Annotated in this window: 21 protein-coding genes; 17 read left to right on the top strand and 4 right to left on the bottom strand. The window is 68.5% G+C overall.

All coding sequences use genetic code 11. From position 1 onward, the window contains the following. Positions 1-52: 52 nt before the first annotated feature. Positions 53-436, top strand: a complete 384-nt coding sequence (locus ACWDUN_RS11245; protein ID WP_449928443.1) for a hypothetical protein — start codon at positions 53-55, stop codon at positions 434-436. Positions 437-444: 8 nt separating this feature from the next. Here ACWDUN_RS11245 and ACWDUN_RS11240 read toward each other — a convergent pair whose 3' ends face one another. Beyond that, the gene (locus ACWDUN_RS11240) at positions 445-3462 is read right to left on the bottom strand and encodes an ATP-binding protein (protein ID WP_449928441.1); all 3018 of its coding nucleotides are present in this window, start codon (positions 3460-3462) and stop codon (positions 445-447) included. Between the two features lie 171 nt (positions 3463-3633). Between ACWDUN_RS11240 and ACWDUN_RS11235 the strand changes: the two genes are divergently transcribed. The 4 genes from ACWDUN_RS11235 to ACWDUN_RS11220 are packed head-to-tail and all read left to right on the top strand — an operon-like array spanning position 3634 to position 7960. After that, positions 3634-5226, top strand: a complete 1593-nt coding sequence (locus ACWDUN_RS11235) for an aldehyde dehydrogenase (NADP(+)) (RefSeq protein ID WP_449928439.1) — start codon at positions 3634-3636, stop codon at positions 5224-5226. Between the two features lie 40 nt (positions 5227-5266). Further along, positions 5267-6196 (top strand): 5-dehydro-4-deoxyglucarate dehydratase, encoded by a 930-nt coding sequence (locus ACWDUN_RS11230; protein ID WP_449928437.1) that lies wholly within the window; start codon positions 5267-5269, stop codon positions 6194-6196. Positions 6197-6199: 3 nt separating this feature from the next. Further along, positions 6200-7471 carry a glucarate dehydratase family protein gene (locus ACWDUN_RS11225; protein ID WP_449928435.1) on the top strand — a complete coding sequence of 424 codons (1272 nt, stop codon included), beginning with the start codon at positions 6200-6202 and terminating at the stop codon, positions 7469-7471. Positions 7472-7486: 15 nt separating this feature from the next. Then, positions 7487-7960, top strand: coding sequence for a hypothetical protein (locus ACWDUN_RS11220; RefSeq protein WP_449928433.1), 474 nt, complete (start codon positions 7487-7489; stop codon positions 7958-7960). 22 nt (positions 7961-7982) lie between these two features. Here the strand turns inward: ACWDUN_RS11220 and ACWDUN_RS11215 are convergent, their stop codons facing one another. Continuing rightward, positions 7983-8609 (bottom strand): TetR/AcrR family transcriptional regulator, encoded by a 627-nt coding sequence (locus tag ACWDUN_RS11215; RefSeq protein ID WP_449928431.1) that lies wholly within the window; start codon positions 8607-8609, stop codon positions 7983-7985. Between the two features lie 82 nt (positions 8610-8691). Here ACWDUN_RS11215 and ACWDUN_RS11210 point away from each other — a divergent pair, with 82 nt between their 5' ends. Next, positions 8692-9660 carry an oxygenase MpaB family protein gene (locus ACWDUN_RS11210; protein ID WP_449928429.1) on the top strand — a complete coding sequence of 323 codons (969 nt, stop codon included), beginning with the start codon at positions 8692-8694 and terminating at the stop codon, positions 9658-9660. Between the two features lie 53 nt (positions 9661-9713). Further along, a complete protein-coding gene (locus ACWDUN_RS11205; RefSeq protein WP_449928428.1) occupies positions 9714-10643 on the top strand; it encodes a LysR substrate-binding domain-containing protein in 930 nt (309 codons plus the stop codon). Here ACWDUN_RS11205 and ACWDUN_RS11200 read toward each other — a convergent pair. Further along, complete coding sequence (locus ACWDUN_RS11200; RefSeq protein ID WP_449928426.1) at positions 10640-11629, bottom strand: 2-hydroxyacid dehydrogenase; 990 nt, start codon at positions 11627-11629, stop codon at positions 10640-10642. The genes ACWDUN_RS11205 and ACWDUN_RS11200 overlap by 4 nt on opposite strands. 349 nt (positions 11630-11978) lie before the next feature. On the opposite strand from ACWDUN_RS11200, the gene ACWDUN_RS11195 reads away from it, so the two are divergent. The 10 genes from ACWDUN_RS11195 to ACWDUN_RS11150 all read left to right on the top strand — a co-directional run bounded on the left by ACWDUN_RS11195 (position 11979) and on the right by ACWDUN_RS11150 (position 22137). Then, a complete protein-coding gene (locus ACWDUN_RS11195) occupies positions 11979-13529 on the top strand; it encodes an ABC transporter substrate-binding protein (RefSeq protein WP_449928424.1) in 1551 nt (516 codons plus the stop codon). Positions 13530-13559: 30 nt separating this feature from the next. After that, positions 13560-14489 (top strand): ABC transporter permease, encoded by a 930-nt coding sequence (locus tag ACWDUN_RS11190; protein WP_449928422.1) that lies wholly within the window; start codon positions 13560-13562, stop codon positions 14487-14489. A 15-nt stretch (positions 14490-14504) separates the two neighbouring features. Next, a complete protein-coding gene (locus ACWDUN_RS11185; RefSeq protein ID WP_449928420.1) occupies positions 14505-15488 on the top strand; it encodes an ABC transporter permease in 984 nt (327 codons plus the stop codon). Further along, positions 15488-16507, top strand: coding sequence for an ABC transporter ATP-binding protein (locus ACWDUN_RS11180; protein ID WP_449928418.1), 1020 nt, complete (start codon positions 15488-15490; stop codon positions 16505-16507). The genes ACWDUN_RS11185 and ACWDUN_RS11180 overlap by 1 nt, the downstream gene beginning before the upstream one ends. Beyond that, positions 16500-17495: an ABC transporter ATP-binding protein gene (locus ACWDUN_RS11175; protein ID WP_449928416.1), complete on the top strand. Its 996-nt coding sequence runs from the start codon at positions 16500-16502 to the stop codon at positions 17493-17495. The genes ACWDUN_RS11180 and ACWDUN_RS11175 overlap by 8 nt, the downstream gene beginning before the upstream one ends. Continuing rightward, positions 17492-18220 (top strand): sulfite exporter TauE/SafE family protein, encoded by a 729-nt coding sequence (locus tag ACWDUN_RS11170; RefSeq protein WP_449928414.1) that lies wholly within the window; start codon positions 17492-17494, stop codon positions 18218-18220. Before ACWDUN_RS11175 ends, ACWDUN_RS11170 begins: the two co-directional genes overlap by 4 nt. Continuing rightward, a complete protein-coding gene (locus ACWDUN_RS11165) occupies positions 18217-19026 on the top strand; it encodes an IclR family transcriptional regulator (protein ID WP_449928412.1) in 810 nt (269 codons plus the stop codon). The genes ACWDUN_RS11170 and ACWDUN_RS11165 overlap by 4 nt, the downstream gene beginning before the upstream one ends. 96 nt (positions 19027-19122) lie before the next feature. Then, complete coding sequence (locus tag ACWDUN_RS11160; protein WP_449928410.1) at positions 19123-20472, top strand: enolase C-terminal domain-like protein; 1350 nt, start codon at positions 19123-19125, stop codon at positions 20470-20472. Positions 20473-20474: 2 nt separating this feature from the next. After that, the gene (locus ACWDUN_RS11155; protein WP_449928408.1) at positions 20475-21452 is read left to right on the top strand and encodes a 2-hydroxyacid dehydrogenase; all 978 of its coding nucleotides are present in this window, start codon (positions 20475-20477) and stop codon (positions 21450-21452) included. Positions 21453-21588: 136 nt separating this feature from the next. Continuing rightward, the gene (locus ACWDUN_RS11150) at positions 21589-22137 is read left to right on the top strand and encodes a hypothetical protein (protein WP_449928406.1); all 549 of its coding nucleotides are present in this window, start codon (positions 21589-21591) and stop codon (positions 22135-22137) included. A 56-nt stretch (positions 22138-22193) separates the two neighbouring features. On the opposite strand, the gene ACWDUN_RS11145 is transcribed toward ACWDUN_RS11150, so the two are convergent. Continuing rightward, positions 22194-23360: a serine hydrolase domain-containing protein gene (locus ACWDUN_RS11145; RefSeq protein WP_449928404.1), complete on the bottom strand. Its 1167-nt coding sequence runs from the start codon at positions 23358-23360 to the stop codon at positions 22194-22196. Positions 23361-23366 lie beyond the last annotated feature (6 nt).

The raw sequence follows: 23366 nt of genomic DNA, 5'->3' as shown, positions 1-23366 counted from the left end.
CGCGCCGATCGCAATCATTGGCAGGTGTGAGGCGCATTCCTAACCTGCTGGGGTGCGGCTATTCGTGGTGGACGACTTCTGGCGGGAGCTGACCTCGGGACCGGAACCGGTGGTCAGGGTGGCGGCCGACGACCTGCAGCAGGCGCATCGTGCGCGCGCCCGGCTGCGCGATGCCGATGACGGGGTAGCGGTCATCCTCGATATCGAGGTGGCGGTCGCGCGGGACGTCCGCGCCGCGTGCGCGGCGCTGGGCGCGACGGGCGGCGTGCGCTACGCAGGTACTCTGCACGGGCTGGCCGGACTGCTCGCCGATATCCAGACCACCGGGGTCGCCGACGGGGTGACCCTGGTCGGTGCCGCTGCGCCGCAGGATCTCGCCGATCTGGGCCGCGCGGTGCTGACCCTGCTGCAGCGGCGCGACCGTGCCTGCGCCTGACCCGACGCTCAGGACGGTGCGGCCAGGTCGGCGATCGACAGTCGCGATCCCTGCGCGCGGGCGGCCTCGAAGGCCTCAGCCCCCAGCACCGCCCGCGCGGCGGCCGCCACCGCGGCGAGGTCGGCGTCGTACACCTTGAACCGCACGCCGCCCTGCTGAGCGCGGATGGCGTCGGCAGCGCCTCCCAGCCGCGCCGACTCGCGGTGCTCGCCGGCGGCCTCGGCGGCCTGCGCCAGGCAGTCCAGGACGTCGGGCAGCGCGCCGTGCGCACCGGTCTCCAGCGCCGCGGACAGCCCGCGCCGGGCATCCTCGGCGGCGCCGGTGTGGTCGCCGCTGCGCAGTCGGCGCCGGGCGCTGGTGGTCAGTGCGGTGGCCAGGTGCCAGCCCCGCACCGATGGCAGCAGGGCGGTCACCCACTGCTCGGCGGTCGCGAGATCACCGCGCGCGATGGCGATGTCACCCACCGGGTTCAGGTTCATCGACGCCACCTGCCGATATTCGGTGAGCAGATGTGCGGCCAGTCGGCTGCTCTCCCCGGCGGCGTCGAGTTCACCGTCGGCCAGATAGGTGACCGCCAGCGCGGCGTGCACCTGCCCCACCCACATGTCGCCGAGGCCGGCGGCCGCGGCCAGCGCCGCCTTCGCCGACTCGCGCGCGGCCCCGGTGTCACCCCTGCGGGCCAGCACGTGCGCACCGGTGATCAGCGCCTGCGCCTGGTGCAGCGGATCGCGCCCGGCCGCGGAATCGGCTGCGATGACGGAACACTCGGCCGCGGCGTGGACCAGATCGCCGGCCAAAAAGGACGCGCCCCCGTGACCCCAGCACCGGCAGGCCCGGGCCACATATCCCTCACCGATGGTGTCGGCGACGGCGAGACCCTCGGCGCCCGCGGTGCGTGCCGTCACGGGATCACCGGCACCGGCTATCGCGGCATAGGCGCGCCAGCTGAGCAGTTCGGCCAGATGCCAGTTGTCCCCGAGTTCGCGGGCCAGCGCGATCGCCTCGTCGAAGTAGCGGTCGGCGGTGGCCCTGGTGAACACCGAATTGCTGCAGCAGGCGATCAGCGCCCGCAACAACAGTTGTGGGTCGTCGAATTCGCGGGCCAGCAGCAGCGCGCTCTCGGCTTCCTCGAGCCCCTCGGCGGCCCGCACCGAGGCGTCCAGGAACATCTTGTCGGCGACCGCACGCGCATGGGAGGCGGCCAGTGCCGAGTCGGCGGGGGAGGCGTCCGCGGCGAGCGCGGCGGTGAACCAGGCGAGTCCTTCGTGGACGAGCCCGCGCGCCAGCCACAGCGGCGGCAGCGATGACGCCAATTCCAGTGCAAGGGCGTTGTCGCCGTTGGTGAGGCTCCATTCGAAGGCGGCGCGCAGGTTGTCGATCTCGTTGTCGGCCTGCTCGATGCGTCGTGTGCGGTCCGGGGTGCCGGGCGCGCTGATGCCCGCCGCCATCGCGGTGTAGTGGTCGCGATGCCGGCTTCGCACCCCGGCGACCTCGCCGCACTCGCCGAGTTTCTCCAGCGCGTACTGGCGGACGGTTTCGAGCATCCGGTAGCGCGTGGCGCCCTCGGTGGTGTCCACGCTGACCAACGACTTGTCGATGAGCAACGTGAGCAGGTCCAGCAGCTCGAAGGGCTCGACGCCCGCACCTGCGCAAACTGTCTGCGCCGCAACCAGATCAAAGCCGCCCATGAACACCGAGCAGCGGCGGAACACGATGCGTTCCGGTTCGGACAGCAAATTGTGTGACCAGTCCACCGAGGCGTGCAACGTCTGCTGGCGATGCGCGGCCGAGCGCGGCCCGCTGACCAGCAGCCGGAACCGGTGTTCCAGACCGTCGAGGATATCGGCGAGCGACATCGAGCGGACCCGGGCGGCGGCCAGTTCGATGGCCAGCGGCACCCCGTCGAGCCGTCGGCAGATCTCGGTGATGATCGACCGGGCCCGCGGGGTGGGGGTGAAACCGGGGCGGGCGGTGGTGGCGCGGTCGACGAACAGTTCGACGGCCTCATCGTCCACCGACAGCGACGGCACCCGCCAGATCACCTCGCCCGGGGTGCCGATGGGTTCGCGGCTGGTGACCAGGAATCGCAGGCCCGGGCAGCTGCTCAGCAACTCGACGATCAAATCGGCGCTCGCATCGAGCAGATGCTCGCAGTTGTCGAGCAGGACCAGCATCGACCGGTCCGAGACGGACTGCACCAGAGTGTCGATCGTGGACCGGCCGGGACGGTCGGGCGCACCCAGCACCCGGGCGACGGTGCTGGCCACCAGGGTCGGGTCGGCGATCGAGGACAGGTCCACGAACTGGGCGTCCTCGAAGCCGCTGACGACCTGCAGGGCGAGCCGGGTCTTGCCCGTCCCGCCGGCGCCGGTGAGGGTGACCAGCCGGCTCTCCTTGAGCAACCCGGCGACCTCTTCGATCTGCGGTCGACGCCCGACGAAGGTGGTCAGCTGCAGCGGCAGGTTCGGTGCGGCCGCGGGCACGGAGGTGCGCAGCGCGGGGAAGCTGAGTCGCAGGTCCGGATGGCAGAGCTGGTGCACGCGCTCGGGCCGGTGCAGATCACGCAGGGCGTGGGTGCCCAGGTCGGTCAGCCAGGTGTTCGGCGGCAGCACATCGGCGACGAGCGCCTCGGTGGCGCCGGAGAGCACCGTCTGGCCGCCGTGCGCGAGATCTCGCAGCCGGGCGCACCGGTTGATGGTCGGGCCTGCGTAGTTGACGGCGTCGCGCAGCTGGATCTCCCCGGTGTGGACGCCGACGCGCAGCGAGATCGGCTGCAGCGGGGCGAACTGCAGCGCCAGGGCGCAGGCCACCGCGTCCGACGGTCGCTGGAAGGCCACCACGAAGCTGTCGCCCTCGCCCTGTTCGAGCGGTCGGGCGCCGTGATGATCGGCGACGGCCCGCGACAGCGCGAGCTCCATTGTTGCGACCGCCGCGGTCATCTCCTCGGGTTGGGTCTCCCAGAGCCGCGTCGAACCCTGGACGTCGGCCATCAACAACGTCACGATGCCGGTGGGCAGTTCGGTCACGTGCGGCGCTCCCCATCAGGTCAGATGCGATCATGGTGACACGCCGAAACCGCAGGTGTGGCGGATGCATCGCGGTAGTTGATGCGCAGGCGGCAACTGATTCACATCCTGCATTAGTCGAGGCCGAATCGGTCTTGGACAGGAATGGATTGCGGTCATACCGTTGCTGATGTGACTGCGACTCTTCCCACCCAGTTGACCGGCCAGATGATCATCGCCGGAACGCCCGTGACGGGCACCGGCAAGGAGATCCAGGGCTTCGATCCGGCCATCGGCAAGCCCCTGGAACCGACCTACCGGCACGGTGGCGCCGAGAACGTCGCCGCCGCCGCTGCCGCCGCCGCCGAGGCGTTCCCCGTCTACCGGGCCACCACCTCCGAGCAGCGTGCCCAATTCCTGGAGGGCATCGCCACCCAGATCGAGGCCGTCAGCGAATCGCTGATCGCCCGGGCCTCCGCCGAGACCGGCCTGCCGACCGCCCGCATCACCGGCGAGGTGGGCCGCACCACCGGACAGCTTCGGCTGTTCGCCGGCGTGCTGCGTGAGGGCAGCTGGAACGGCGCCCGCATCGACACCGCGCAGCCCGACCGCGCCCCGCTGCCCCGCCCCGACATCCGTCAGCGCTTCATCCCGCTGGGCCCGGTGGCGGTGTTCAGCGCGTCCAACTTCCCGCTGGCCTTCTCCGTCGCCGGCGGTGACACCGCCTCGGCGCTGGCCGCCGGTTGCCCCGTCGTGGTCAAGGGTCACGACGCCCACCCGGGCACCTCCGAGATCGTCGCGCGCGCCATCACCGCCGCCGTCGCCGAGGCCGGGCTGCCCGCAGGCACCTTCTCGCTGCTGTTCGGCTCGGGCCCGGACCTGGGCGTCGCCCTGGTCACCGACCCGCGGATCAAGGCCGTCGGCTTCACCGGATCCCGTTCGGGCGGAACCGCTCTGGTCGCAGCGGCGGCCGCGCGGCCGGAACCGATCCCGGTCTACGCCGAGATGAGCTCCATCAACCCGGTGTTCCTGCTCGACGGCGCGCTGGCAAGCCACGGTGCCGATCTCGGCAAGGCGTTCATCGCGTCGCTGACGATGGGCTCCGGACAGTTCTGCACCAATCCCGGCCTGGTCATCGCCATCGACGGCCCCGGCCTGGACGCATTCGTCGCCGCCGCCAGTGAGGCCATCTCCGGCGCACCGGCCACCCCGATGCTCACCCCGAACATCGCGCGCAGCTACGCCGATGGTGTGGAGAGTCTCGGCGGGGCCGCCACGCTCGTCGCCCGCGGCGAGGCCTGCACCAGCGACACCGGATGCCACGCGGCGTTGTTCACCACCGACGCGCAGAGCTTCCTGGCGTCGGAGGTGCTGCAGGCCGAGGTCTTCGGATCGTCGAGCCTGATCGTGCGGTGCGCCGACACCGCCGAGGTGCAGACCGTCGCCCGCGGTATCGAGGGACAGCTGACCGCGACCGTGCACGCCGACGACTCCGATGTCGAGGCCGCGGGCGCTCTGCTGCCGCTGCTGGAACTCAAGGCGGGCCGGATCCTGTTCAACGGCTGGCCGACCGGTGTCGAGGTGTGCCACGCGATGGTGCACGGCGGCCCGTTCCCCGCCACGTCCGACTCGCGCACCACCTCCGTCGGCGCGCGGGCGATCGAGCGCTTCCTGCGCCCCGTTGCCTACCAGGACGTCCCGAAGTCCTTGCTGCCCAGCGCTGTTGCTGACGGCAATCCCGATCACCTGTGGCGGCGCATCGACGGCCGGCTCACACAGGACTGACACCTCCCACCCCACCACCTCATCTCAAGGAGCCATCCCGATGCGTCCCAACTTCCAAGGCGTGCTGTTCTTTCCCGTCACCCCCATGACGGAATCCGGCGCCGTCAACCTGGAAGCCCTGTCCCAGCACCTGAAGAAGGGCGCGGAGGCCGGACCCGGCGGCGTCTTCATCGCCTGCGGCACCGGTGAATTCCACGCACTGGAGCTCGAGGAGTTCCGCGCCGTGGTGCGCACCGCGGTCGAGGTGATCGCCGGCCGCGTGCCGGTCTACGCCGGCGCCGGCGGCTCGGTCGCCCAGGCCAAGGCGTACGCCGTGGCCGCGCAGGAGGAGGGTGCCGACGGCATCCTGCTGCTGCCGCCGTACCTGGTCGAGGTTCCGCAGGCCGGTCTGGTCGATTACGTGGCCGCCGTGGCGGGGGTGACCACGCTGCCGGTCATCGTCTACAACCGCAACAACGCCAAGTTCACCGAGGCGTCCGCGGTGGCCGTCGCCAAGATCGGCAATGTCATCGGATTCAAGGACGGCACAGGCAATTTCGATCAGGTCGCCCGCATCGTCGCCGCGGTCACCACCCAGGTCGACCCGGATTTCCTGTTCTTCAACGGGCTGCCCACCGCCGAGACCACCCAGCTGGCGTTCCGCGCCATCGGTGTGCCGCTGTACTCGTCGGCGACCTTCGCCTTCGCGCCGGATCTGGCGCTGGCGTTCTACAATTCGCTGGAATCCGGCAATGTCGAGCTGACCAACGCGCTGCTCAATGCATTCTTCATCCCGCTGGTGCAGCTGCGTGACACCGTCCCCGGCTACGCCGTGTCGCTGGTCAAGGCGGGCGTGACGATGGAGGGTGTGCCCGCCGGTGGAGTCCGTCCGCCGCTGGTGATGCCGACCGCAGAAGATGTCGAGAAGCTGGCCTCGATCGTGGCCGCGGGCCGCGCGGTGGTGGCCGGCGCGCTGAGCGGGGCCGTCTAGACCATGACTCGACATCCGACGGCGATCCGTGTCACCGGCGCACGGGTCACCCCGGTCGCGTTCGCCGATCCGCCGCTGCTGAACACCGTCGGCGTACATCAACCGTACGCACTGCGGGCGATCATCCAGCTGGACACCGATGCGGGTCTGGTCGGTCTCGGCGAGACCTACGCCGACACCCGGCACCTGGCCCGGTTGAACGCCGCGGCCGAGGCCATCACCGGCCTGGATGTCTTCGCGCTCAACGAGATCCGTGCCGCCATCGCGGTGCGGCTCGCGGGTGACGACGCGGCCGTCGGCACCGCAGGCATGATCACCACCGCGAGCGCGACCGATCAGGTGTTCTCGCCGTTCGAGGTGGCCTGTCTGGACGTGCAGGGCCATGTGCTGGGTCGGCCGGTCTCAGACCTGTTGGGCGGCAAGGTCCGCGATGAGGTGCCGTTCAGTGCCTACCTGTTCTACAAGTGGGCCGCCCACCCCGGTGCCGAGCCGGACCGGTTCGGTGCGGCGCTGGACCCGGACGGCCTGGTCGCGCAGGCCCGGCGCATCGTCGACGAGTACGGCTTCACCGCGATCAAGGTCAAGGGCGGGGTGTTCGCGCCCGAGGAGGAGATGGCCGGTATCGAGGCGCTGGCCAAGGCCTTCCCGGGGGTCCCGCTGCGACTGGATCCCAACGCCGCCTGGAGCCCGCAGACCTCGGTCAAGGTGGCCTCCGGTCTGGCCGGGATCCTGGAGTACCTGGAGGATCCGACACCCGGGCTCGACGGGATGGCCGAGGTGGCCCGGCAGGCTCCGATGCCGCTGGCGACCAACATGTGCGTCGTCGCCTTCGATCAGCTCAAGCCGGCCGTGCTCAAGGATTCGGTGAAAGTCGTTCTCTCCGATCACCATTACTGGGGCGGTCTGCAGCGCTCGCGGCTGCTGGCCGGGATCTGCGAGACCTTCGGGCTGGGTCTGTCGATGCACTCGAATTCGCACTTGGGCATCAGCCTGGCCGCGATGGTGCACCTGGCCGGTGCCACCCCGAATCTGACCTACGCGTGTGACACCCACTGGCCGTGGAAGACCGAAGACGTGGTCGCCGATGGTGCGCTGAGATTCGTCGACGGCGCCGTGCCGGTGCCGACCGGTCCCGGTCTGGGCGTGCAGATCGACGAGGACTCGCTGGCAGCCCTGCACGAGCAGTACCTCACCTGCGGTATCCGTGACCGCGACGACACGGGCTACATGCAGACCGTCGATCCGAGCTTCACGCTGGCCAGCCCGCGCTGGTAGCCCTAGGGTGAACCGATGGCAGACCGGCCGGCGGCCATCGATGTCGCCCATCCACCCGAGTTGATGCTCAAGATCGTCAATCCCACGCTGGGACTGGCGCTCAAGACCCCGCTGGGCCGTTTCGCCGGCGACTTCATGCTCGTCGAGTTCACCGGGCGCAAATCGGGCAGGCGGTACTCCACCCCGGTGAGTGCGCACCGCCTCGACGGTGATCTCTACGCCGTGCTCGAAGCGCAGTGGAAGTTCAACTTCAGCGGTGGTGCCGAAGCCGTCGTATACGTCGACGGCACGAAGTCGACCAGGCATGGCGAGCTCATCGGTGAACCCGCCGCCGTCGCCGCACTCGTCGAGCGCATCGCCACCGGCTACGGGCCCAAGAAGGCGCAACGTCAGATGGGGATGACGTTTCCCGGGGACCGGTTGCCGACCATCGCCGAGTGGGAAGAGGCGGTCGCGCGGTTGAAGATCGCGGCGATCAAGCTGAGCTGACGGGTTCGCCCGATCACGGGCCTCAGCCTGATCCCGCCGCGCGGATCGCCTCGAACAGGCTCACCAGGACGTCCACCAGATGATCGCGCTCGACCTCGACATCGCCGAGCAGCACCGCGCCGATGGTGGCGGTGACACCGCCGACCAGAAACTGGGACACCAGCCGCAGATCCGTCGGCAGCCCATCGGCCGCCAGGCCGGGATCGCCGCCGGCAGCGGTCGAGGCCAGCATGCCGGCGAACCGGCTCGACTCGGCCAGGCTGCGCCGGCCCAGCGCCGGCGACGCGGTGGCCTCCAGCACCAGGATCCGGCCCTTGCGCGGATCGCCGAGAATCAGATCGACCAACTCGCCCAGCACGGCTCGGGTGCGCGCGGTGTCGTCATCGGGCGCCTGTTCCAGGGCGCTGACCGACCGGCGCGCCGCCTCCTCGATGACCTCGGTGTAGACGGCCAGATGCAGGGCCTCGATATCGGTGAAGCTCTCGTAGAAGTAGCGGGCCGCGACCCCGGAGGCCTCGGTGACCCCGCGCACCGTGGTGCCGGCGATACCCCGGGTGCCCATCAGTTCCACGCCTGCGGCCAACAGCTTGGCGCGTCGTACGGCGACCCGGTCTCCCGCGGTCTGTCCGCCGTAGCGCCGGGTGACCATCGCACCATCTTGACACAGCCGGGAAGCGCTGATTTGCTCAAACTGCACACAGATGTTTCCTGTTTTGGGATGGGAGTCGGGGATGACGAGCACGGTGGTTCCGAGCGCGGCCGAAAAGGATCCTGAGCGGGAGCCCAAGCCCTGGGATCCGGGCCGACCGCACCGCGAGCTGGCCGCCGATGTGCGCTGGTGGATGGGGATGCCGCTGGCTTTCGGCCTGTTCGGCCGACTGGCCCTCGACCAGGTGGCCTACCGCCCGGTGGCCGCGGCCGTCGACGCCAGCGGACGGTTCGCGGCCAACTTCACCGACCGCGGCATCAACAGCTACCTGTGGAACGGACCGCTGGCGTTCAGCGACGAGGCCGACCGCCGGGCCGCCGCCGAGCGCCTGAAGAACAAGCACGGCGCGGTGCACGGGGTCGGCAAGGGTGACTTCGAGGGTGAACGGTTCAGCGCCCTGGATCCCAAGCTGTGGAAGTGGGTCGGCACCTCGTCGCTGCGCGTGTTCTACGCCGGCTATCTGGCGATCTACGGCAAGGACCTGTCCGCCGAACAGCGCGAGGTCGTGTGGCAGACGGTGTGTGCCATCGCCGATGTGGGCCTGCCGAGTTCGGCGGCCGACGTGGCCGAAACGGTGGCCGATATGCAGGCCTATTACGACGAGATCGCGGCCACCGAACTGGCTTCCAACCCGTTCCTGCAGTGGGCGGCCGACCAGTTCTCGGCCCCGCCGGTGCCGACGCTGTTCGGTCCGGCGTGGTTGCACCGGCTGGCTGCCCCGGCCTGGGCGCTGGCTGCGCCGGCTCTGGCCCGGCCGGCCCGCATCTGCGCCGAATCGACCACCCATCCCAAGATGATGGAACTGCTCGGAAGTCAATGGAATTCGCGCAAGCAGCTGGAGTTCGCCTGCTACCGCACGGTCATCCGGGTCGCCCGCCGCACACTGCCCAAGTGGGCGCTGTTGGAGCCGATGGCCTACAACCGCTACCGCTACGAGCAACTGCGCGCGTTTCACGACAAGTACGAGTTGGAGTCGTTCGCCGCCCGCTAGACTCATGCACTGGTGATGTCACGCAGCGGTGCGGTGATACGAGGAGTGCATCGATGTTCTCGCTGGCCAGGTTGTTCTGTTTCATCGCGGTCGCCGAGGAGCTGCACTTCGGCCGGGCGGCCGAACGGCTGCACATGACCCAACCTCCGCTGAGCCGACAGATTCAGCAGCTCGAGGCCGAACTCGGTGTGCAGCTCATCGACCGCACCACCCGCTCGGTCACCCTGACCCCGGCCGGGGTGGCATTCCTGCCCGATGCCCGGCGCATCCTGCAGCTGGCCGAGAGCGCGGCGCTGACGGTCAAGCGGGTGCCGGCGGGCGATCTCGGCACCGTCGTGGTGGGATTCACCGCGGCGTCGGCGCATGCGGTGTTGCCGCGGTTGCTGGAGCACACCCGCGACAAGCTGCCCGACGTCAAACTCGAACTGCGCGAGATGGTTTCGTCGGTGCAGCTGGAGGCGTTGATGAGCGGGGACATCGACCTGGGCATGGCCCGGCCACCGCTGAAGCGTCCCGGCATCGTGTCCCGCCCACTGCTGCACGAACAACTGGTGGCCGCGCTGCCCGCCGATCATCCGCTGGCCGGCCAGACCCGTCAGCTGACGCTCAACGACCTCGACGGCGAGGACTTCGTGATGTATTCACCGGTCCAGGCGCGGTATTTCAACGAGTTGCTGATCAGTACCTTCACCATCGCCGGGGCCACGCCGCGCTACGTCCAGTTCGTCACCCAGGTGCACACGATGCTGGTGCTGGTGCGCTCCGGTATCGGTATCGCCCTGGTGCCGGCCTCGGCGGCCACCCTGCATCCGGACGGTGTGGTGTTCCGGACGATCGGCGCCTTCCGTGAGCGGCCGGTCGAACTCGACGCCTGCTGGCGTCAGGACAGCACCAATCCGGCGCTGCTGCGGCTGCTGCGCGATGTGCTGCCGGCGCGGGAGTGGACCACCGACGATCTGCTGGACGGATTCGTCGGGGGTTAAACCCGGACCGCGGGCTGCACGACGGGTGTGACCAGCGACCCGTTGGCCAGGAACTCGTCGAGGTTGCGCAGGGTCAACGCCTCCATGGCCGCGCGGGTCTGCACGGTGCCGCTGCCGACATGGGGCAGCAGCACGACGTTGTCCAGCTCGAAAAGCTCGGCCGGAACCTCGGGTTCGGCGGCGAAGACGTCCAGTCCGGCGCCGGCCAGCCGGCCTTCCCGCAGCGCGGCCACCAGGGCGACCTCGTCGACGACGCTGCCGCGGGCGATGTTGATCAGATAGCCGTCGGCGCCGAGGGCCTCGAGCACCTCGGCATCGACCAGCTCGGCCGTCGAGCTGCCGCCGGCCGCGGCGACGACCAGGACGTCGACCTCGCGGGCCAACTCCACCGGGGTGCCGACGTATCGGTAGGGCGAACCCTGCACTTCGCGGCGGTTGTGATAGCTGATCGTGCAGTTGAAAGCGCTGAGCCGCTTGGCGATCGCGCTTCCGATGCGGCCCAGGCCGATGATCCCGACCCGGGTGTTGCTGACCTGTCGGGTCAGCGGGTAGTTGCCTTCGCGCACCCAGCGGCCGGCCCGCACGAAGCGGTCGGATGCCGAGAACTGGCGCATCGTGTCGATCAGCAGGCCGACGGCGGTGTCGGCCACACAGTCGGTCAGGACGTCGGGGGTATTGCTCACCCCGACGCCCCGAAGTTCAGCGGCCGCAACATCGGTGGTGTCATAGCCGACGCCGAAGTTGACGACGGCACCGAGGTTGGGCAGTGCGGACATCAGCGTGGCGTCCACGCCGGTGCGACCGGAGGTCACCGCGGCCGTGATGTCGGCACCGTGCTCGGCCAGGAAGTTGGCGCGTGCCGCGGCGTCATCGGGTAGCACCAGTGCGTCGTAGCGGGTGCGCAGGGTCTCGGCCAGGGATGGCTTGAGGGGGCCCACCTGCAGGACCGAGGCTTGTGCCGCCTGGGAAGGCGAGGTATCCGGCATTGTCGCTCCTTCGCTACGTGCTGCCACGGTAAGGAGACCTGCGGATACCTGTCCAACACGGAAATAGCATGGGTTGATGCAGAACCCGCATGGCTGACGATTTGGCGATTGCATCGCGGTATCAAAACCCCACCGTCGAGGTGATAACCGCAGTTCAACAGCATTTCCGCGATGACGCAAAGGTGCCGCGACCGTGCGCCATCCGGCTGTTTCCGCCGATTTCGTGCAGTTGACGCTGTCCAGAAAGCGCTCCTACGGTGTGTCTACCGTCACAGATGGTGTCCACATACGTAGACGTCTCATCCACTGACTCAGTTCGAACAGCCCACATCTCGATCTGGAGGTCCCCATGGCAGCGACGCGCACGCTCCTCATCCTCACCGGCGCCTGCGTGCTCAGTGCCGGGTGCACCGTCGCCAATTCCGGTGGCGGGGGGTATGACCCCGAGACGCTGCGCATCGTGTTGCAGCAGGAGCCGCCCACACTGGAACCCTGCGAGAGCTCGCTCACCTCCACCGGCATCGTGGTCCGGTCCAACATCACCGAGCCGCTGATCGAACGCGACGCCAACACCGGCGATCTGCAGCCGCTGCTGGCCACCGCCTGGGAACAGACCAGCCCCAACGAGTGGACCTTCACCTTGCGCGACGGTGTCACCTTCTCCGACGGCGCGCCGTTCACCTCCGAGGACGCCGCCTTCTCCATCGATCGCGCCGTGAACTCCGATCTGCAGTGCAACGTCGACGGATACGTCTTCGGTGACGAGAAGCTGGCGCTGCAGACCCCCGATCCCAACACCGTGGTGATCGGCACCACTGCTCCGGATCCGATTCTCCCACTGCGTATCTCGTTCGTGGAGATGGTTCCCCGCACCACCAGCTCGACCGAGAAGGTGCGCGAGCCCATCGGCACCGGCCCCTACGCGATCGCGGACTGGGAGTACGGCCAGAAGCTGACCCTGGCCCGCAACCCCGCCTACTGGGGCCAGCCGCCGGCATTCGCCAAGGCCGAATACCAGTGGCGCAGCGAGGGCAGCGTGCGGGCGGCCATGATCACCAACGACGAGGCCGATATCGCCGTCGGCCTGGGTCCCGAGGACGGCGCCGGCGATCTCGGGGTCCCGTTCCAGAACAACGAGACCACCGCACTGCGCATGCAGGCCACCGAACCGCCGCTGAACGACATGCGGGTCCGGCAGGCCATCAACTACGCCGTCAACCGCACCGGCATCGTGAAGGCCTTGTTCCGCGACCTGGGCAAGCCTGCGGCACAGCTCATCCCGTCGGGTGTGGTCGGATACAACGCCGAACTGCCACTCTGGCCGCACGATATCGACAAGGCCAAGGAACTGATCGCCGAGGCGAAGGCCGACGGCGTCCCGGTGGACACCCAGATCCGGCTGATCGGGCGCACCGCGCAGTTCCCGAAGATCACCGAGACCATCGAAGTGCTGCAGAGCGAATTCACCGAGATCGGCCTGAACGTCAAGATCGAGATGATGGACACCGCCGGCCAGTTGCAGTACCAGCTGCGCCCGTTCCCGGACAACACCGGGCCCTACCTGCTGATGATCATGCACGGCAACCAGGCCGGTGACGCCGCGTTCACCATGGACCAGTACATGCTTTCCGACGGACCGCAGGCCGCCTACGGCACACCGGAATTCGATGCCAAGATCCGGGCGGCCGAGGCGCTGACCGGGGACGCCCGCCAGGACGCCTTCGCCGAGCTGTTCGCCGAGGAACCGCAGGAGATCATGCAGATGGCCTACCTGGCGCACATGCAGGGCATCCTCGGCAAATCGCCCCGTATCGACTACACCCCTGATCCGGCGACCGGCGACGAGATGCGCCTGGCCGCGATGACCCCGGCCGCCAGCGACCGCACCGACCAGTCCTGACCCGACCGCACCCGAAAGAGGGCCCCAACCATGTTCGGATTCCTCCGGCGCCGGATGTACACCAGCACAATCCCTTTGATCATCGTGCTGCTCGGTGTCTTCCTGCTCGCCCGACTCACCGGTGACCCGACCAATCTGTACCTGCCCGAGTCCGCCACCCCCGAACAGCGCGCCGCCTTCGCCGAGGCCAACGGATTCAACGATCCGCTGATCACGCAGCTGTTCGACTACTTCTCCGGTGTCATCCACCTGGACTTCGGCACCTCGCTGCGCACCGGCGAGTCCGCCGCCGAGATGGCACTGCGCGCCTTCCCGGCCACCCTGCAGCTGGCCTTCGTCACGATGCTGCTCGCCATCATCGGCGCGGTCATCATCGGCTGCTGGGCCGCCTACCGGCCCAACTCGCTGGCCGACCGGTTCTCCAGCCTGCTGTCGATGACCGCGGCGTCCATCCCGGACTTCTGGTTCGCCATCACCGGCGTCTGGCTCTTCGCGGTGCTGATGGGCTGGCTGCCCACCTCGGGCACCGACGCCGGCATGCTGTCCTGGATCCTGCCGATCGCCACGCTGATGATCCGACCACTCGGTGTGCTGACCCAGGTGGTCCGCGGCGCAATGGTTTCCGCGCTCTCGGCACCGTACGTGCGGTTGGCGCGCAGCAAGGGCGCCGGCGATCTGCGGGTGGTCACCCACCACGCGCTGCGCAATGCCGCCGCCCCCGCGCTCACCGTCGCCGGTGATCTGACCGTCGCGCTGATCAACGGCGCGGTGGTGGTGGAGGCCATCTTCGGCTGGCCGGGTATCGGCAAGCTCATGATCGACGCGATCCTGCAACGCGACTTCGCGGTGCTGCAGGCGGCGGTGCTGCTCACCGCCGTCAGCATCTTCATCCTCAACATCGCCATCGACGCCTGCTACGCGCTGCTCGACGCCCGCGTCCGTGAACCCGCAAAGGTCTGAGGGAGCCAATCAAAGATGAGCACTCAAATCGATCTCGTCCCCGTCAAGCCCACCACCGCCATCGTCGGTGAACCGTCGTCCAAGAAGCGCTCCGCGGGCTCGGTCTGGTTCCGGCTGCTGATCAACGACCGGGTGGCCGCCGCCGCGGCCGTGGTCCTGAGCCTGGTGTTCCTCACCGCGCTCATCGGGCCGATGCTCGTCGGCGATCTGGCCACCCGTATCGACCTGGACAACTCCAATCAGGCGCCGTTCACGCTGGCCCACGGCTGGGCCAACGTCCTGGGCACCGACCCGCTGGGCCGCAGCATGCTGGCGCGCCTGATCGTGGCCTGCCAGACCACGCTGTCGGTGGCCATCCCGGCGGTCGTCATCTCGGCGGTGCTCGGTTCCATCATCGGCATGTGGGCCGGCTACTACCGGGGATGGCGGGAGACCGTGGCGATGCGCGTCGCCGACGTGATCATGAGCTTCCCGTCCCTGCTGCTGGCCGTCGTGGTGCTCTATGTGTTCTCGCCGAGCGCGGCCAACATCGTTGCCGTCCTGGCCATCACCCGCATCCCGGTCTATCTGCGCACCGCCCGCGCCGAATCGGCCGAACTGTCCAGCCGGGTCTTCGTGGATGCCGCGCGCACCTTCGGGGCCAGCGGACGGTCCATCATCACCCGCCACGTCGTGCCCATCGTGCTGCCCACCCTGCTGACCGTGGCCACCCTGGACTTCTGCTACGTGATGCTGGCCGAGAGCTCGCTGAGCTTCCTGGGCATCGGCATCCAGCCCCCCGATGTCAGCTGGGGCCTGATGGTCTCGCAGGGCCGCACCTACCTGCACACCGCGTGGTGGCTGTCGTTCCTGCCCGGCCTGGCCATCGTCATCACCACCGTCTCGGCGACCATCCTGGCCGCCTGGGCACGCATCGCGACCGACCCCGGTCAGCGGTGGCGCCTCACCGTCCCGCAGAAGCGTCTGTCCCGCTTCACCAAGTCCGGAAAGGCCATCTAATGACTGCTGTCGCAGAACATCTCCCCACGGACCAGGTGGACGCCGATCCCGCTCTGGAGGTCGATGGGCTCACCGTCGACATCCGCACCATCACCGGCACCGTCCGGGCCGTCGACCACGTCAGCTTCGCCGCCCGCAGCGGTGAGACCCTGGCGCTGCTCGGCGAATCCGGTTGCGGCAAGTCGATGACCGCCACCGCGCTGGTCGGCCTGCTGGAACCGGTCGCGCAGATCGCCGACGGCTCGGCGCGCATCGGTGATGTCGACATCCTGGCCGTCGACCGCAAGAAGCGTCGCGAGATGGCCGGCCCGGAACTGGCGATCGTCTTCCAGGACGCGCTGACCGCGCTCAATCCGCTGTACACCGTCGGCACCCAACTGGCCGAACCGTTCCGCATCCACCACGGTATGAAGGCCAAGGAGGCCAGGGCCAAGGCCGTGGAGCTGATGGCGCGCGTGGGAATCCCGCAGCCCGAGGACCGGATGAAGGCCTATCCGCATCAGTTCTCCGGCGGTATGCGCCAGCGCCTGCTCATCGCGATGGCCGTCGCGCTGAACCCCAAGGTGCTGATCGCCGACGAACCGACCACCGCGCTGGACGTGACCGTGCAGGCGCAGATCATGGCCCTGCTGAGCGACCTTCGTACTGAGTATCAGATGGCGCTGGTACTCATCACCCACGACCTGGCGCTGGTGGCCGAGGAGGCGGACCGGGTCGCCATCATGTACGCCGGTAGCATCGTCGAAACCGGGCCGGTGGTCGAAGTTTTCGCCAACCCCAGGCATCCCTACACCAAGGGTCTGCTGGATTCGGTTCCGGTGGACGCCGAACGCGGCGCCGAGCTGAAGTCCATCGGCGGTGCGCCACCGGATCTGCACTCGATCCCGGCCGGCTGCGTCTACCAGGATCGTTGCCCGCTGGTCGCCGACGTGTGCCGCAGCACCCGTCCCACCCTGGCAGCCGTCGGTGCCCGCCGGCAGTCCGCCTGCCACTTCCCCGAAGAGGTGTCCAATGACTGACACATTGCTCGAAGTCCGCGATCTCACCAAGTCCTTCCGGGTGGCCGGCGGCAAGAAGCTGACCGCGCTGGACGGCATCAACCTCGACCTCGCCCGCGGCGAAACCCTAGGGCTGGTGGGCGAATCCGGCTGCGGCAAGTCCACGCTGGCGCGCACGCTGATGATGCTCGAACGCCCGGACTCGGGGACGGTGAGCTTCGACGGGATCGACCCCTTCGCGCTGAAGGGCAAGGAACTGTTGAAGTTCCGCCGTCGCGTGCAGATGGTGTTCCAGGACCCGTACGCCTCGCTGAACTCCCGGATGACCGCCGCGGAGATCATCGCCGAGCCGTGGCGCACCCACCGGGGGCTGTACCAGAGCCGTGCCGACCGCGACATGCGGGTGCGCGGCCTGCTCGACCTGGTCGGGTTGGGCGCCAAGGCTTTCGGCAAGTACCCGCAGGAGTTCTCCGGTGGGCAGCGCCAGCGCATCGGCATCGCCCGCGCGCTGGCACTGAATCCCGAGGTCATCATCTGCGACGAACCGGTCTCGGCACTGGACCTGTCGGTGCAGGCGCAGGTGCTCAACCTGCTTAACGAGCTGCAGCGCGAGCTCAAGATCTCCTATGTGTTCATCTCCCACGATCTGTCGGTGGTGCGCCACGTCGCCGACCGGGTCGCGGTGATGTATCTGGGCCGCATCATCGAGAACGGCCCCACCGACGCCGTTTTCGACCGTCCCGAGCACCACTACACCGCGGCGCTGATGTCGGCGGCACCCAAGCTGCACGACGCGGCGCGCGGCGAGCGCATCCTGCTCTCCGGCGAGGTGCCCTCACCGCTGAATCCGCCCTCGGGCTGCCGCTTCCGCACCCGGTGCGCACACGCCACCGAGATCTGCGCGCAGCAGCGGCCACCCGTGGCCGTGGATCTCGTCGTGGCCGGACACTCCGCCGAATGTCATCACCCCATGCAACACGAGGCATCGGCGTTGTCCCACAGCGCATGAACCCCAGCTTGCCCGGATTCGTCGTCATCGTGATCGCGGTGATGTTGGCGTCCTGTCTGCAGGGCTCCATCGGATTCGGCATGGGCATGCTCGCCGCGCCGGTGGTCGCCGTCATCGATCCGGGCCTGGTTCCCGGCACCCTGATCATGCTGGCAACGCTGCTCACGCTGCTGGTGGTGCTGCGCGAACGCACCGCCATCGACCTGCGTGGCGCCGGGTGGGCGCTGCTCGGACGGGTGCCGGGCACCGTCGCGGGGGCGGTGTTGCTCACCGCGATACCCGAACGAGCGCTGGCGATCTTGATCGCGGCGGTCGTCCTGTGCGGGGTCGCGGTCACCAGCCTGGGGTGGATCCCCGAACCGCGGCGACGCAATCTCGTGTTGGCCGGCGCCACCTCGGGTGTGTTGGGGACGGCGACCTCCATCGGCGGACCACCGATGGCGCTGGTGTGGCAGCGCAGCACGGGCGCGCAGCTGCGCGCCACCATGAGCAGCTTCTTCCTGATCGGCTCGATCCTGTCGGTCGCGATGCTGGCCGTCACCGGTTCCGTCGATCGGCACACCGTGCAGATGTTCGCAGTGCTGATACCGGCGACCATGCTGGGATACGTATTGTCCCGCTATGCCAACCGCATCCTGAACCCGCAACGGCAGCGCTGGACCGCCATCACCGCGTCCACTGCGGGCGCGGTGGTGCTCGTCGTCCAACAGACAGGGCTGTTATGAGCGAATCGACCAGCCGGGCGGGCGTCAAATCGGCGGCGCGCACCGTGGAACTGTTGGAGTATCTCGCCGCCCGGCACGACAGGCCGGCCCGCATCCGGGAGATCAGCGAGGAGCTGGGCATGCCGCGCAGCAGCGCGCACGCGTTGTTGCGGACCCTGATGGCACAGGGTTGGGTGCGGGCGGTGGACACCGGACCGGACGAAGCAGGGACCATGTACGGCATCGGGATCCGGGCACTGCTGGTCGGAACCAGCTATCTGGACGGCGATCCCTATTTGCCGATGATCGCGCCGTTCCTCGACGATCTGCGCAGCGACTGGGATGAGACCTTCCATCTGGGCCGCCTCGACGGCACCGACATCGTCTACCTGGCCACCCGGGAATCCCCGCAGTACCGCCGCGCCACCAACCGCGTCGGCAGGCGACTACCCGCCTACGCCACCGCGCTGGGCAAGGCGCTGCTGGCCGAGCGGGTCGGTGCCGAGCGGCGCCGCCACCTGCCCACCGAACTGGAGGCACTGACACCGCGAACGCTGACCTCGCACGCCGTGCTGGATGAGGAGTTGGCCACCGTGCGCATCCGCGGGTACGCCGGTGACGACGAGGAGAACACCGAGGGGGTGCGGTGCTTCGCGGTGGCCCTGCGGTACTGCTGGCCGGCCCAGGACGCGATCAGCGCCTCGGTGCCGCTGGCCCGGCTCACCCCGGAGCGCGAACGCGGCATCATCGAGGCGTTGTGCGCCGTCGGCGACAAGGTCGGCCGGGTGCTGCGGCCCGTCGCCAACGGCGACAAGTGGTTCGCCTGACGACGACGTTCGGCCAGGTAAAGCATCCAATGTCTGAATCAATTGATGCCATATCAGTGTTGGACGTGCATCAACCGACGTTTATAGGCTGATGTCATGAGCTCGCCGAAGCGCACCCCGATCGTCACCGAGATGCGGGTCGTTCCCATCGCCGGACATGACAGCATGCTGCTGAATCTCAGCGGCGCCCACGGGCCGTTTTTCACCCGGAACCTTGTGATCCTCATGGACTCCGACGGCAACACCGGTGTCGGGGAGGTGCCCGGCGGTGCCGCCATCGAACGCACCCTGACCGAGGCCAAGGCGCTCGTGGAGGGCCGCGGCATCGGCGCCTACAACAACGTGTTGGCCGACATCCGGCGCACCTTCGCCGACCGTGACGCCGGCGGTCGCGGTGCCCAGACCTTCGATCTGCGTGTCACGGTGCACGCCGTGACCGCGGTCGAGTCGGCGATGCTGGACCTGCTCGGTCAGCATCTCGGCGTCTCGGTGGCCGCCCTGCTGGGGGAGGGCCAGTGCCGGGATCGTGTGCAGGCGTTGGGATATCTCTTCTTCGTCGGTGACCGCAGCAAGACCGACCTGGCCTACCGCAGCGGCGCCGACGAGGCCGCCGACGCCGATGACTGGATGCGGGTCCGGCATGACGAGGCGATGACCCCCGAGGGTGTCGTGCGCCTGGCCGAGGCCGCCCATGCCCGCTACGGGTTCGCCGACTTCAAGCTCAAGGGTGGTGTGCTGCCGGCGGCCGAGGAGGCCGCCGCCGTCACCGCACTGGCGCAGCGTTTCCCCGAGGCGCGGATCACCTTGGATCCCAACGGCGGATGGCTGCTCAAGGATGCCATCGCGACCTGCCGCGGGCTGACCGACGTGCTGGCCTACGCCGAGGACCCGGTCGGGCCAGAGGGCGGATTCTCCGGCCGCGAGGTGATGGCCGAGTTCAAGCGGGCCACCGGTCTTCCGACCGCCACCAACATGATCGCCACCGATTGGCGCGAGATGGGGCACGCCATCCGCTCCGGCGCGGTGGACATCCCGCTGGCGGATCCGCACTTCTGGACGATGAACGGGTCGGTGCGCGTCGCCCAGATGTGCGACGCGTGGGGCCTGACCTGGGGATCGCACTCCAACAACCACTTCGACGTCTCGCTGGCGATGTTCACTCAGGTGGCCGCCGCCGCACCGGGTGACATCACCGCCATCGACACCCACTGGATCTGGCAGGACGGACAGCGCATCACCAAGGCGCCCTACCGGATCGTCGACGGTTATCTGGACGTGCCCGCCGCGCCGGGCCTCGGGGTCGAACTCGATGAGGAACGGGTCGCGGCCGCCCACGAGCTCTACCTCTCCGAGGGTCTCGGCGCCCGCGATGACGCCATCGCGATGCAGTACCTGATCCCGGGCTGGACGTTCGACAGCAAGCGACCCTGCCTGCAACGCGGCTGAGCATGCAGATCTACGTCGCCGACCGCAATCTGGTCCCGCACCGCCGACGTTTCGAGGCGGCGCTGCCGCCGGGTGTCGAGGTGACCTGGGCCGGCCCGGGTGTCGACGCCGAGCGGTTGCGCGACGCCGCCGTGCACGTCGGCGGGCGGTTTCCCGCGGAGATGGCGGCGGTGGCCGAAAAGCTTGAGCTGGTGCACGTCGCCGGTGCCGGCACCGACCGGGTCGCCTTCGACGCGCTCGGCCCTGATGTGCTGGTTGCCAACACCTTTCACCACGAGCGATCCATAGCCGAGTATGTGCTGTCGGCGGCGATCATGCTGCGTCGCGGATTCCTCCGCCAGGATCACGCCCTGCGACGTGACACGTGGGCCAGTGCCGTCTACGACGACACCATCGCCCAGCCCCCGACGCTGCACGGTGCCAAGATCGGCTTCGTCGGGTTCGGGCACATCGGACAGCAGGCGTGGAAGTTGTTGCAGGCCTGCGGATGTGAGGGTGCCGCCGTGACCGGATCCGGCGGCGTCGCCGATGAGCACGGGTTGGCCTGGGCGGGTGCGGTGGACCGGCTCGACGAGCTGGCTGCGGCCTCCGATGTGCTGGTGGTGTCGGCGCCGCTGACACCGGCGACCACGGGGATGATCGGTTTCGCCCAGCTGGATGCGTTAGGCCCCGGCGGGGTGCTGATCAATGTCGGCCGCGGACCGCTGGTGGATCAGGACGCGCTCTACGGAACCTTGCTGACCGGTCGCCTCGGCGCCGCGGCGATCGACGTCTGGTACCGCTACCCCGAGGCCACCGGCCGAGGAGCCACCGGTGCACCGGCGGACCTGCCGTTCGCCGAACTGCCCAATCTGCTGATGACACCGCACTCTTCGGGAATCACCACCGACACCTTCGCGGGCCGGGTGGACGATATCGCGGCCAATATCGGCAGGCTGATGCGCGGCGAACCGCTGCAGAACGTGGTGTCGCGATCCTAGGGTCTCGATCCGCGAATTCGTCAGCACTATCATGTGCGTCCAGGGGACGACAGGCCTGCGAACCGGCCGCACCACAAAGATCGTAGGGAAACACCTTATTTAAGTCCGGCGTGCGGAACCCTAGCGTCCAAGCACTATGACCATCAAATTTGCTGTGACCGTGGCTGCGCCTATCTTGACGTTCGCCGCGTCGGTCCTGGGCGCCGGCGTTGCCCCGGTATCGGCACAGCCGTACGGGCCCGACACCTGTACTTCGGGGTTCGTATGGCGTGAAGCTCGCCCCGGCGACAGGGTTTGCGTGACGCCTGCTGAACGCGACGCCGTCGCGCAACAGAATGCCAACTTCGGGGCCAACCGGGACCCGAACGCCGGATACGGGCCGCTGGGCTGTGCGCAGGGATTCGTCTGGCGGGAAGCCTTTGATGGCGATGCCTTCTGTGTGCCACCGGGATTCCGGCAACAGATGTTCGGCGCCAATGCAGCGGCCAATTCCCGCAAAGCCGCCAACCAGGCCCCGGTGCCCCCTCCGCCTCCGCCTCCGCTGAATGCAGGTCCGTCGGAGCCCGGGCACTTCGGTTCAGGCCCGATCGAAGACATCCTCGAGCGCGACCCGTGCAGCATGGACGGCTCGCTGGCACCGCCGGGAGGGTATAACAAGGACCTCTGCTTCCTGCCTTACGAGTGACTCGACGTTGTGCGAGGTCGGGCGCCCACCAGCATGAACCCGCGGGCTGACCAGGTTCAGCATTCGGTGCCTGAAGTGGTGGACGGTCCCAGCGCGTCGTAGATGAGCCGGAAGTACCGGTCGGTTCGCGCCGACCCTTCGATGCCCGGTCCCATTTTGTTCATCACATAGGCGACGGTGGTCCGGGAGTCGGGATTCATCGACTCCCAGGATCCACCCCAGCCACCCCAGAAGCAGATCTTGCCGTCGGGGATGTGACCGATGGCCGGACTGGGCAGGCCGAAGCCCAGACCCATCCGGATCTGGTGGCCCGCCAGCACCAGATCGGGACCCTCAATCTGGGTGTCGAAGACACTCTCGATGATCGCCGGGGACAGCAGCGTGACCCCGTCGACCGTGCCGCCCAGGGAGATTGCCGACAGGACCTTGGCAAGCGCGCGGGCGTTGGTGTGCCCGTTGGCCGCACTGATATCGGCGGCCCGCCAGCCCGGTGTGTTCGCGATCAACGGGTCGGGAGCCGGCCCGGTGAACGTCTTGTACATCTGCTCGGTCCACTGGTCCGCCGGAGGTATGCCCTCGAAAGGATCTGCCGGAGCGATGATCTCGGCGATCCGATCATGGTCCTCGGGCCGTGCGCCGATCTGGAAATCTGCACCCAGCGGCTCGGCGATCTCCTCGGCGATGAACTGCTTCAGTGATTTCCCGGTGACCCGTCGCACCACCTCACCGATGAGATGACCGTGAGTGAGTGCGTGATAACCGGTAGCGGTCCCCGGCTCCCACCACGGCGCCTGCGCCGCCAACATGGCCGTCGACCGATCCCAATCCAGGATGTCCTCCGGCGTCACCGGTTGCTCCCAGCCGGACAGCCCTGAGGAGTGGGTGAGCAGATGCCGGAACTCGATGCGCTCCTTGCCTGCGGTGCCGAACTCCGGCCAGATTTGCGCCACCGGCGTGTCAGGGGTGATCAGGCCGCGGTCGATCAGCATCAGTGCGGCCAGTGCGGTGACGTTCTTGGTCGAGGACCACACGTTGACGATGGTGTCTGCGGTCCACGGTCGGGTCCCGGCCGCGTCGGCGTACCCGCCCCAGATGTCGACCACCAGCTCGCCGTCGACATCGATGGCGATCGCGGCGCCACATTCCTCGCCGTCGTCGATGGCTCGGCCGAGTGCGTCGGCCACCCGATCGAACCCGGAGTCGCAGAACCCGTCAACGGTCATGCCGGT

This window comes from Mycobacterium sp. NPDC003323 (assembly GCF_053589535.1).
The sequence above is the reverse complement of the archived record's forward strand: the minus strand, read 5'-3'. Positions and strand labels throughout refer to the sequence as shown.